Origin of the sequence: Deinococcus marmoris, from assembly GCF_001949125.1 — a bacterium.
Lineage (GTDB): Bacteria > Deinococcota > Deinococci > Deinococcales > Deinococcaceae > Deinococcus > Deinococcus marmoris_A.
The window spans coordinates 44,938-55,510 of sequence record NZ_MSTI01000035.1; the positions used below are offsets into that span (position 1 = coordinate 44,938).

11 protein-coding genes and 1 pseudogene are annotated in these 10,573 nt (G+C 63.8%); 4 read left to right on the top strand and 8 right to left on the bottom strand.

Annotated elements, in window-relative coordinates:
* The first annotated feature begins 72 nt into the window (after positions 1-72).
* Together fba and BOO71_RS05105 are read left to right on the top strand one after the other, a co-directional pair.
* The gene (fba, locus tag BOO71_RS05100; RefSeq protein WP_075830881.1) at positions 73-990 is read left to right on the top strand and encodes a class II fructose-1,6-bisphosphate aldolase; all 918 of its coding nucleotides are present in this window, start codon (positions 73-75) and stop codon (positions 988-990) included.
* 171 nt (positions 991-1,161) lie between these two features.
* A complete protein-coding gene (locus tag BOO71_RS05105) occupies positions 1,162-1,872 on the top strand; it encodes a hypothetical protein (protein ID WP_254843028.1) in 711 nt (236 codons plus the stop codon).
* 23 nt (positions 1,873-1,895) lie between these two features.
* On the opposite strand, the gene BOO71_RS05110 is transcribed toward BOO71_RS05105, so the two are convergent.
* Together BOO71_RS05110 and BOO71_RS05115 are read right to left on the bottom strand one after the other, a co-directional pair.
* Complete coding sequence (locus tag BOO71_RS05110) at positions 1,896-2,381, bottom strand: hypothetical protein (RefSeq protein WP_254843029.1); 486 nt, start codon at positions 2,379-2,381, stop codon at positions 1,896-1,898.
* A gap of 154 nt (positions 2,382-2,535) precedes the next feature.
* The gene (locus BOO71_RS05115) at positions 2,536-3,117 is read right to left on the bottom strand and encodes a VUT family protein (protein ID WP_083653017.1); all 582 of its coding nucleotides are present in this window, start codon (positions 3,115-3,117) and stop codon (positions 2,536-2,538) included.
* 123 nt (positions 3,118-3,240) lie between these two features.
* Between BOO71_RS05115 and BOO71_RS05120 the strand changes: the two genes are divergently transcribed.
* A complete protein-coding gene (locus BOO71_RS05120) occupies positions 3,241-3,819 on the top strand; it encodes a C39 family peptidase (RefSeq protein WP_254843030.1) in 579 nt (192 codons plus the stop codon).
* Here BOO71_RS05120 and BOO71_RS05125 read toward each other — a convergent pair.
* From BOO71_RS05125 to BOO71_RS05140, 5 genes are all read right to left on the bottom strand, one after another.
* Positions 3,816-4,331, bottom strand: coding sequence for an AAA family ATPase (locus tag BOO71_RS05125; RefSeq protein ID WP_303046715.1), 516 nt, complete (start codon positions 4,329-4,331; stop codon positions 3,816-3,818). The genes BOO71_RS05120 and BOO71_RS05125 overlap by 4 nt on opposite strands.
* 35 nt (positions 4,332-4,366) lie before the next feature.
* Positions 4,367-4,519: a hypothetical protein gene (locus BOO71_RS26765; protein ID WP_368482864.1), complete on the bottom strand. Its 153-nt coding sequence runs from the start codon at positions 4,517-4,519 to the stop codon at positions 4,367-4,369.
* Positions 4,520-4,589: 70 nt separating this feature from the next.
* Positions 4,590-5,786, bottom strand: a complete 1,197-nt coding sequence (locus BOO71_RS05130) for an AI-2E family transporter (protein ID WP_075830884.1) — start codon at positions 5,784-5,786, stop codon at positions 4,590-4,592.
* Positions 5,787-5,862: 76 nt separating this feature from the next.
* A complete protein-coding gene (locus tag BOO71_RS05135) occupies positions 5,863-7,986 on the bottom strand; it encodes a TRAP transporter permease (RefSeq protein ID WP_075830885.1) in 2,124 nt (707 codons plus the stop codon).
* 142 nt (positions 7,987-8,128) lie between these two features.
* Positions 8,129-9,109, bottom strand: a complete 981-nt coding sequence (locus tag BOO71_RS05140; protein ID WP_075830886.1) for a TAXI family TRAP transporter solute-binding subunit — start codon at positions 9,107-9,109, stop codon at positions 8,129-8,131.
* A 203-nt stretch (positions 9,110-9,312) separates the two neighbouring features.
* Between BOO71_RS05140 and BOO71_RS05145 the strand changes: the two genes are divergently transcribed.
* The gene (locus BOO71_RS05145; RefSeq protein ID WP_075830887.1) at positions 9,313-10,077 is read left to right on the top strand and encodes an amino acid ABC transporter ATP-binding protein; all 765 of its coding nucleotides are present in this window, start codon (positions 9,313-9,315) and stop codon (positions 10,075-10,077) included.
* Between the two features lie 166 nt (positions 10,078-10,243).
* Here BOO71_RS05145 and BOO71_RS05150 read toward each other — a convergent pair.
* Positions 10,244-10,573: pseudogene (locus BOO71_RS05150) on the bottom strand (IS701-like element ISPlag1 family transposase); the annotation flags it as partial.

Genomic DNA, 10,573 nt, shown 5'->3' on the forward strand with positions numbered 1-10,573 from the left:
ACCCCTGCTCAAACGACCTGACCCCCGCCCGCGTCAGCCGGGTACAGTAGAGGGGCTTATAAGGAGGCAATCATGCTCGTAACCGGTAATGACATCCTGATTTCCGCCCGCGCTGGCAAGTACGGCGTCGGCTCGTTCAACACCAACAACATGGAGATCACCGAGGCGATCATCCACACCGCCGAGCGGCTGCGTAGCCCGGTGATGGTCCAGATGAGCGAGGGGGCCATCAAGTACGGCGGGCAGGATCTGGCGAACATCGTTATCGATCTGGCAAAGCGCGCCACCGTTCCTGTCGCCCTGCACCTCGATCACGGCAGCAGCTACGAGTCGGCGCTGAACGCCATCCGCATGGGTTTTACCAGCGTGATGATCGACGCCTCGCACTCCGACTTTGAGGGCAATGTCCGGGAAACCCGCCGGGTGGTCGAGGCCGCCCACGCGATGGGCATCAGCGTGGAGGCCGAGATTGGCCGTCTGGGCGGCATCGAGGAACATATCGTCGTGGACGAGAAGGACGCCTTCCTGACCGATCCTGATGAAGCCGTGCGGTTTATCGAGCAGACCGGCACCGATTATCTGGCGATTGCCATCGGCACCAGCCACGGCGCGTTCAAGGGCAAGGGCCGTCCGTACATTGATCACGCGCGCATCGAGAAGATTGCCAGCATGACCGGGATTCCCCTCGTGGCGCACGGTTCCAGTGGCGTGCCCCAGGAAATCGTCGAGCGTTTCCGCGCGGCGGGCGGCGAGATCGGCGACGCGGCAGGGATTGCCGACGAGGATTTGCAGCGCGCCACGCAGTTTGGCATCGCCAAAGTCAACGTAGATACCGATTTGCGACTGGCCAGTACGGTAGGAATCCGCGAGGTCTTGCAGGCCACACCCAAGGAATTCGATCCGCGCAAGATCTTTGGCCGTGCTAGAGACGTGATGTCGCAGGTGATCGAACACAAGATGGGCGTGCTGGGCAGCGTCGGTAAGGCTTAAACACCTTCAAATTCAGAGGTGGGGCGGGGGCTGCGGCTTCCGCCCTCTCTTTTGGCTTTCGGAGGAGACGGGCGTACGGCCTGCCCGGCGTTCCAGCGCCGCCTTTGCTGATCTTCAGGTGAGCATTCCCACCAGGAGTTCTCACCCGCGCGCCCTATGCTCGAAACTGGCATGAAGGCGGCCCGTACTCTTCTCTTTCTGGTCTTTTCGGCAACCCTGGTCTCCTCCCAGGCGACCGAGGTCCTGTCCCCGTTGACGGCGGGCAATGTGTCGCGGCTGGCGGCCCTGCTGCCGTTGCCGGGCCAGTCTGCTAATGTGCTGGAAAAGCGGCCCAACCTGTCCACCGTGGGCTTGCAGACGCGGGTGCTGCGGGTGGGCGGCAGCCCGGAAGCGCTGTATCAGGTCATCGTCAGTGCCAGCAAGGGCGTGCGTGCGCCCTACGATCCCCGGCTGGGCATCACCGAGGAGGAATACAAGCAGTATCTGGTGTTCCAGTCGGTGCTGGCCTCCACGGGCAAGACCCTGCGGCTGCTGCTGTCGCGTGATACCACCCGCGTGCTGTTCGGTAATACCGCTGGCCTCAACGGCGTGCTGGACGGTGTGAGTATCAACCTGCGAACCGGCGAGATGCGCGGCCCGGAAGGCTACAGCGCCCTGCCCACCCTGGTCCCGCCCAGCACTGCCCCGGACCGGGTGCTGGATGTCCGCAGCGGCTTTCAGTGGAAAATGATCGGCAGCGACGCCACCGCCGGAAACGGTGTCAAGGGTACCCTCAACCTGCTGGAACTGGGCAGCGGCATGATCGTCCTCAATTACACCCGCACCAGCATGATCAACCGCAAATTGACCGAGGGCGAGATCATCGTCGGTTACGAACGCTGAGGATCAGAGTTGGCTGTCCCACTCTACTTCTGCTTGCCGAACAGCCGGGGAAAGCGTCCTGTGCTGGCCGGGGCTGGCGGGGTGGCCGGGGCAATCGAGGTTTCCAGTTCGCGGACGGCGGCCAGCAGGTATTCGGGCACGCCCGCGCGGAACAGGTCAGCGCCGTTCATCCACTCGGCCCCCAGCAGCTCACTGTCCTGGGGATTGAGGATGCCCGAACAGTACTCGCTGCCGAAGATCAGGTTGAGCCGTGCGTCGCCGTTCCCGCCCTGCACCCCGCGCGCCGCGTGCGAGCCGACCAGCCGCAACTCGGCCACCGCCAGCCCCACCTGCGACAGCAGGGCGCGGCGCAACTGTGATTCCACCAGATTTTCGCCGCTGGGCGCACCCAGAATCAGCCCCGGCAGCCCGTGCAGCCCGCCCGGCAGCAGCGGCACGCGGGGCCGCACGATCAGGTAGGTATCGCGCTGCCGCACCAGGGCAAAGACCCCCACCTGATAGGCGGTCACAGTTGAATTTTGATCGCTGGCGGGAAGGGTCAAGGGTGTTCGAGGCTCCTGTGGGGTGTGGGGGCAGCCGTGATGTGCCGAGCATCATTGTAGTGCTGGAAAGGATTTTCCAGAACCCCCATCCAACTCCCCCCGACGGTTTGTGAAGAAATCGTCAGACCGCTGCCCGGCTGGTGTGAAAGACCCGCACCGCGAACAGCGCGGCGATCAGGTACTTGGCCAGAATATCCGCGAAGATGATCTGCGCGATCTCGCCCCCGGACATGATTCCCAGGAAGGCCAGCAGATTGAACAGCACCGAGTCCAGCGGCACGCTCACGGCGTTGCTGGCCAGCACCCGCGTCCACCAACTGCGGTGCAGCAGGCGCTGATACACGGCGGTGTCGGCCAGTTCGCCCGCCAGGATCGCCAGAAAAGACGCTCCGATAAAACGCCATTCGGTGCCGGTCAGCAGGGCGGCCAGCGTATTGATGATCAGCGCGGCGGCGATGGCGATAAACACGGCACTCAACCCGCCCGCGCGGTGAATCCGGTCCCGCAGCGTGAACACGGCGGCAAAGAAGATGGTGCCGACGCTGAGCAGGCCGTACACCGGCAGCGGGATGAATTTGTTGAGGGTGATGTTGGCGGCCAGAATGCTCAGCGCGTACAGCGCGATCAGCAGCAGCGGCAACCGTGTGTTGCCAGATGGGGCAGGGCGTCCCCGTTCAGCGGAGTGGGCAGAAAAATGGTTCATGGGTCTGACCTCCGGCCTGGGCGACTGCAAAGGTCACGGGCCGCCGATCAGGGTAGCAGACCCGCAGCCGGATCAGGGGGGCTTGAAAGACCGCCGTGATGCCCGGTGCGGCAGACTGCTGCGGTGCGTTCCCGTTTTCTGTTCCTCGCCCTGTTGCTTACTAATCCAGCGCAGTTGCTTGCCAACCCAGCGCAGGCCGCGACGTCCCCACCCGGCTACGTGCTGTCGGGCATGCCGCTGATCCGCCAGAGCTACAACGCCTGCGGCCCCGCCAGCCTGACTCAGGTTCTGCGGTACTACGGCGTGAATGTGGACATGGCGACGGTCAGCCACTACACCCGCCCGTCCGAGACCTCGTACATGACCGCGCAGGCGATTCTGGATTTCGCGCCGCGCGCGGGCATGGAGGCGCGGCTGTATTCGGGCGGCTCGATCAACACGGTGCGGACCGCGATCAAAAACGGCGTTCCCGTGATCGCCCTGCAAACCTATGTCAGCCCCAGCGGGCAGGTCATTCCCCACTGGCGCGTGGTGGTGGGCTACAACGACGCTGCCCGGCAGACCTACCTGATGGACCCGCTGCTGGGCTATGTGGCGATGGGCTATGACGACTTCGCCCGCGTCTGGGCGGACCACCGGGGCCAGTTCGCGCTGATGTACCCGCCCAGACTCTCCGCAACAGTCCGCAAGGTGATCGGCTAGGCCAGCAGCAGTTCTACAGTTTGCTCGATATTCAGGTTCGAGGTGTCCAGCACCCGCCAGCCAGCGGCGCGGTAATCGGCAGGCGGCATGGACGGATGAAGGGCGGCGATCATCGGCACCAGATTCAGGGTGTCGAACGCCTTGCCCACGCGGGCCGCGTTGCGTGCCTGCGTGACTTCCAGCGTGGGACAGAGGAAGACCGGGCGCACATCCAGCTCCTGCCCCTCCTGTGTGGCCCAGTGAACGCGCATCGCCTCCAGATCGGTGGGCCACAGCACGTCGTCCACCACCACGGCAAAGCCTGCCTCTGCGTACAGGCGGGCGTGAAAGGCGGCGGCGCGGCGGGCCAGCGCGAATTGCCGGGTGGCCTCGGGCGGGCTGTCCAGACTGGGATGCACCAGACCCGACACCACCAGTTCGCGCAGGTCATCCACAGGCAGGTGCAGGCCGCGCGGATAGTGCTGGAGCAGGGCGTGCGCCACGCTGGACTTGCCCACGCCCGGACTTCCCAACAGGACCCAGATGGGGCCGTTCAGAGCTTGTGTCTTCAGAGAAATCGCCCGCCCTCCTGAAGCACATCCCCGTCCGTGCTGAGGCGTCCGCCGCCGCGCAGATCAGTAATTAAATCCCAGTGGATGCCTCTGCTGTTCATCCCATCCATTTCCGGGTAGCTGCGGCCCAGCGCCAGATGCACCGTCATAGGGGCGAGGATAACGGGAGGCGGGGAAGTGGGGGTGAACGGGGTGGGTGGCCCGGCTTACCCCCTCCTCCTACTTCTCCACCCTGACTTCCAGATCCTCCGGCACTGCGCCAGCCACACCCCGGTAGGCCGCGCTGGTCATCCAGTACCTTTCCAGCCAGCGCTTGAGCAGCGTGGCGGTGGGAATGGCGATAATCGCGCCCACCGGCCCTGCCAGCGCCAGCCCCACCAGCAGCGAGATCAGGATGGCGGCGGGGCTGAGGCTGACCACCCGGCCCATGATCAGCGGCCCCAGCACGTTGCCCTGCAACTGGTTGATGATAAAGAACAGCGCCGCCACCAGCCCGATGGTCAGCCCGCCCTGCGGAATGGCCTGCAACATGGCGACCACGGCGGCCAGCACGATCCCGATGTATGGCACCAGACTCAGCAGGCCGCTCAGCGCACCCAGCGCCAGCGCATTCGGCACATGCAGCGCCAGCAGACCCAGCGTGGACAGCACCGCGCCGGTCAGCATCAGCAGCAACTGGCCGCGCAGGAAGCCGCCGAAACTCTGGCTGACGTCCTCCGAGAGCCGCAGCACCGTGGGCTGGGAGGCGCGCGGAAACACACGCAGCAGGCTGTGGCCCACCCGCTCGTAATCCAGCATGAAATAGGCCGCCAGCGTCACGATAAAGCCCAGTTGCCCCAGCCAGCCCACCAGATTGGACAGCGTGTTCAGCACGTTGGGGCCGGAGTTGAGCAGCCGTTCCAGCACGGGTCCGCTGTTCTGGGTGATGTTGGTGGTCTGCTCGTCGATATAACTGCTGACGCTGTTCTTGAGGCCCTGCACGCCGGGAATGGTGTCCAGCCGGTCCAGCAGATTGAACAGCGCGATCTTGAGGTTGACCGCAATCGTCGGAATCCCGGCGACCAGCCCCGCCACCTGCTGGCTGAGGGTCACCAGCAGCAGCGTGGTCAGCCCCAGCGTCAGCAGAATCAGCAGCAGCACGCCCACCATCCGCCCGATACGGCGGCGTTCCAGCCACTCCAGAATCGGGTTGACCAGAAAGGCCAGTCCGTAGGCGGTCAGCACGGTCAGGATCACGCTGGCGAGAAGCTGGCTGCCCCACAGCAGCGCCCGCGCGGCCACCACGATTAGAACCGCGTACACGATCATCCGCACCAGCGGCATGGCCCACAGCCGCCGGATCAGGTCACGCACGTCCCTGGCGGTTTTCCAGTCGCCCGAAGGGCCGCGCGGGGCAGAGGAGGGCGGCTGGGTCATGGCCCTATCCTGCCACTTTGGGACAGCAAAAGTGCGCCCCCGCTGTACAAGCCGGGGGCGCAGGGAAGGGCGGTGCCTAGGCCGCCAGCGGAACCGAACTCGGCGGCTCGCTGCGGCTGGCCGCCTTCTGCCAGAAGTACACGGCGGCGATCAATCCCAGCGCCAGCAGATTGATCAGGATATTGGTGGGAATGATCAGCATGAACGAGGCCACCAGCAGCATCAGCGCCTGCAAGGGGTTGGTCTTGCGGTGCAGAAAGCGCATGGTGGCGGCGCTGAAGGCCACCAGCCCGGTAAAGGCGAACAGGATCATGAAAATCGCGTCGCCGAAGCCCAGCCCGCTGAGTTTGTTGTTGGCGATCAGCAGCAGTTCCGGGTTGAAGAACAGCATGTAGGCCAGCAGCGCCGTTCGCAACTCGTACTTGAACGCCTGCACACCTGTTGCCACCGGATTGCCCCCGCTGATGGCCGCCGCCGCGAAGGCGGCCAGCGCCACCGGCGGCGTGCTGTCGGCCATGATCCCGAAGTAGAAGACGAACATATGGACGGGCAGCATCTGCACCGGGTTGGTGTTGTCCAGCCCGGCGATCTTGGCGATAATCGGCACGATCAGCGCGCTCATCAGGATGTAATTGGCGGTGGTGGGCAGGCCCATGCCCAGGATCAGCGCGATCAGTTGCGCCATCATCAGCACGATCAGGATGGCCCCGAATCCGGCCACGGCCCCGGCGTCCACCCCTGGAATCAGGCCCGCCACGTTCAGCAGGATTTCGCGCACGCCGTTGCTGACCAGTTGCACGATATCGGCCAGCCCGAAGCCCAGCCCGGTGATGGTCACGATGCCCACGATGATCCCGGCGGCGGCGGTGGCGATGGCGATGCCGATCATGCTGCGCGCCCCGCCCTCGAAGGCGTCGATCAGCTTTTTACCGCCGTCCAGCAGGCCCTGCGTCACGCTCAGGCCATTCTTTCTCCCGAAATACACTTCCTGAATGAACATCATGGCGATCATCATGAAAATGGTGTTCAGCGCGACGCGTTCAGGGGTGGCCTCCGGGTTGATGGTCAGCGTGCCGATCAGGTAGCCCAGCGGAATCAGGTAGTACCAGCCCTTCACCAGCGTCTGGCGCACGCGCGGCAACTCGTTCTTGGGCAGGCCCTTCAGCCCCAACTTCAGCGCTTCCAGATGCACCACCACCAGCAGCGCGCCGTAGCACAGAAAGGCCGGAATGGCCGCCGCCAGGATCAGCGTGCGGTACTCGATGTTCAGGTTCTGCGCCATGATGAAGGCCGCCGCGCCCATCACCGGGGGCATCAACTGGCCGTTGCTGGAACTGGCCACCTCGATGGCCCCGGCCTTCTCGGCGCTGTAGCCCACCCGTTTCATGGTGCCGATGGTGATGTTGCCGCCCGTGACCACGTTGCTGACCGCCGAGCCGCTGATGATGCCGTTCAGCGCGCTGCTGAGAACGCTGGCCTTGGCTGGGCCGCCCCGGAAACCGCCCAGCGCGCCCTGCGCCACGTTCATGAACCAGTCGCCCGCACCCAGTTTGTCGAAGATGGCCCCGAACAGCACGAACAGAAAGACGATCTGCGCCGAGACGCCAATCGCCGTGCCGAAGATGCCTTCCGTGTTGGCGAACAGTTGCCCCACCACCTGCGGCCACGTCTGCCCGGCATGAAGCTGAAGTTGCGGCCCCAGATCACCGCGAATGAGGCCGCGCGGCCCGGTCAGCGCGTACAGCATGAACACCGAGGCCACGATGGGCATGGCGATCCCGATGGTGCGCCACGCCGCCAGCAGCAGCAAAATGACCATGCCGCTGCCCACCCACACGTCTATGGGCAGCAGCGAGCCGCCCTGCACGGTGGCAATCGCCGGATACTTGACGATCAGGTAAATGGCCGTTCCGGTGGCCAGAATCCCCAGAATCCAGTCGTACCACGGCACTTTCGTCTGCGGTTTTCCCGGCGACTTGCGGAAGGGAAAGACCATGTAGGCCAGGCTGAAGGCGAACGCCAGGTGAATGGCGCGCAGGGTCAGGGTGTCGATGTTGCCCACCTGCGCGGCGTACATCTGGTACACGCACCACGCCACGGCGATGACCGTGACCATCAGTTTCTGCCAGCCGAACAGCTTGCGCCCCCCGGTTTCGGAGGCTTCCACCATCTCCAGGGCGCGGCGTTCGCCCTCGGTCATTTCAAAGCCAGGCGGCTCCAGGCTCGGGTCACTGCTGATCGGTCTTGTGGGATCACTCACTGGTTGCTCATCTCCTTTTCAAGGGAGAGGGGGCCAGCCTCCCGCGTTCTGTTTGGCTGCCCCCCTCTCTGGTCAACGGACTTTACTTGACGCTGACGCCCATTTCCTTGAAGAACTTGACCGCGCCGGGGTGCAGCGGGGCGGGCAGGCCCTTGACGGCCTTGGCGTAGCTAAAGTTGGTGGCCAGCGCCGGGTGAATGGCCTTCAGCGCCTTCTCGTCACCAAAGGCCGCCTTCATGGCCTTGTAGATGGTGTCCTCGCTCTCGGCGCTGGTGGTCACCAGAGTGGCCTGCACCGCCACGCCGGGCACGGTCACGTCGATGCCCTTGTAGCTCTTGGCGGGAATGTTGTAGCGCACGTAGAAGGGGTACTTCTTGATCAGGCTGGCGGCCTGATTGCCGGCCACAGGCACCAGTTTCACGTCCACCGTCTGGGCGATCTGGGCAATGGCGCTTGCGCCCACGCCCACGGTGTAGAACATGGCGTCGGCGCGCTTGTCCTGCATCAGCGAAATGCCCTGCGACGGCGAGACGCGCAGCGCCTGACCCAGATCGTCGAACTTCAGGCCGTAGGCTTCCATGACCTGCGCCGCCGTCTGCTCGGTGCCCGAACCCAGGTCGCCGATCACGACTTTCTTGCCCTTGAGGTCGGCAATGGAGTTGATGCCCGAATCCTTGCGCGCCAGCACGTGCAGCACTTCGGGGTACAGCACGGCCATGGTGCGCAGCTTCTTGTCGGGCTTGCCCTTGAAGGCGTCCAGGCCGGTGCCGGTGTAGGCATAGAACACCACGTCGTTCTGGGCCACGGCGGCGTTCAGCTCGCCCGTTGCCATCGCGCTCATGTTGAACACGCTGCCGCCTGTGGAGCGGGCGTTGGCGCGCAGGCCGCCGCCCGCGTCGTTCATCATCTTGGCCATGCCGGTGGCCACGGGAAAATAAACGCCCGTGGTGCTGCCGGAGCCGATGGTCAGGAAGGTGGTGCCCTGGGCGAGTGCTGCCTCGGTGAAGAGGGCGGCGGTGCCGAGAACGGCGGCGGTCATGAGCTGCTTGCTGCTTTTTTTCATGGTGAATCCTCCGTGATGACGGCGCTGCGTGAAAAGCAGGCCGCGTGGAATGTTGAGAATGCCGGAATGTTAGCACGGCATGGGAATTGGACACGCTTCCATGAAACCCGGTCAGTTTCTCTCAGAACCTGTTCTGGCCTGTCTGAGACGGCCCGCAGGACCATCTTCGCCCCAGCCGCGCCGCCTCGGATAGAGTTGTGTCCATGACCTCGCTTGCCAAATCCAGCCCCAGCGGTGTGCCGATCATCGTGGCCGAGAACGTCCACAAGCACTTCGGCTCCTTCCACGCCCTGCGCGGCGTGAACATGAGCGTGCAGCCCGGCGAGGTGGTGGTCATCATCGGGCCGTCGGGCAGCGGCAAGAGTACGTTTATCCGCACGATCAACCGCCTGGAGGAACACAGCCAGGGCACCATCATCGTGGACGGCATCGAACTCAAGGACGGCCAGAATCTGGACGCCATCCGGCGCGAGGTGGGCATGGTTTTTCAGTCCTTCAACCTGTTTCCGCACCTGACCGTGCTGGAAAACGTGTCGCTGGCCCCCACCCGCGTCCGCAAGGTGCCCAAGGCGCAGGCCCAGCAGCGCGGCATGGAACTGCTGGCGCGCGTGGGCATCGAGGAACAGGCCCACAAGTACCCGGCGCAGCTCTCCGGCGGCCAGCAGCAGCGCGTCGCCATCGCCCGCGCCCTGGCGATGGACCCCAAGGTGATGCTGTTCGACGAGCCGACGAGCGCCCTGGACCCCGAAATGATCAAGGAAGTGCTGGACGTGATGAAGGGCCTGGCCGAGAGCGGCATGACCATGCTGGTGGTCACCCATGAGATGGGCTTTGCCCGCGAGGTGGCGGACCGTCTGGTGTTCTTCGACGAGGGCAATATCGTGGAAGACACCACGCCCGACGAGTTTTACAACAACCCACAGCACGAACGGGCCAAGCAGTTTTTGGGGAAGATCCTGGGGCACTGAGCGAGAGTTGAAAAAGGGTGAGATATGCGCAGAATACTATTTCTTATTCTGATACTAAATTACTCAAATTCTCTCTCACAAGTAAAAATACTTACATCAAAAGATCTTGAAATCCAAGTAATCGTGGCGGCGGACAGTCTCAGAGAAGGTCTAATAGGATTAGGGCTTACGCGAAACTTACAAATGGGTTAGCAAGTTGCTGACGCATGTACTCGTCGAGGAGGCCAAATTTCAGTGCGTATATCGTCTTCTTTGCCTCTCGCGCAGCTTGGGCCAATCGAATCCAGACCAGCATCGCTATGCCAACATGATTGCGCTGAGATCGTCCTAGACGGCACTGACAGCCTTCAATCCCTGTGATCTGCTTCAGTTCGCGGTGAAAGACCAGGGCAGCCCAGCGGACGACGAGCGTCTGGCGCACGTCGTCCGCAGTCTGTAAAGCTGGGTCGTTGGTCACGACCCATTCCGTGCGCTCGGTAGAGAGCACCAACCGGAA